This is a genomic window from Streptomyces tateyamensis (genome assembly GCF_003205575.1).
GTDB classification, from domain to species: domain Bacteria; phylum Actinomycetota; class Actinomycetes; order Streptomycetales; family Streptomycetaceae; genus Kitasatospora; species Kitasatospora tateyamensis.
In genome coordinates, this window is the sequence record NZ_PYBW01000337.1 from 1 (window position 1) to 365 (window position 365).

Here is a 365-nt window from a genome sequence, read left to right on the forward strand (position 1 = left end):
CACGACGCGAGCCGGCCGCTGGTGCCGGTCGAGGTGGTGGACGCGGTGGGGAACGCGGTGAGCGACGGTGCACGGGCCGTGGTGCCGGCGGTGCCGCTGGCCGCCACGGTCAAGCGGGTCGCCCCGTGCGAGCCGGGGCGGCCGGAGCCGGTGCTGGACACCCCGGACCGGTCCACGCTGCGCGCGGTGCAGACCCCGCAGGGCTTCCGGCGCGAGCTGCTGGCCGAGGTGCACGCCAAGGCGCTGGCCGAGGCGGCCTCCGGCGGCGGTCCGGCGGTGACCGACGACGCGGGGCTGGTGGAGTGGTACGGCGACCAGGTGGTCGTGGTGCCGGGCCACGAGGAGGCGTTCAAGGTGACCAGGCC

1 protein-coding gene is annotated in these 365 nt (G+C 77.5%); it reads left to right on the plus strand.

Annotated elements, in window-relative coordinates:
- Window positions 1-365, plus strand: a 365-nt coding sequence (locus C7C46_RS33645) for an IspD/TarI family cytidylyltransferase (protein ID WP_181442690.1), incomplete at both ends; no start/stop codon positions are given.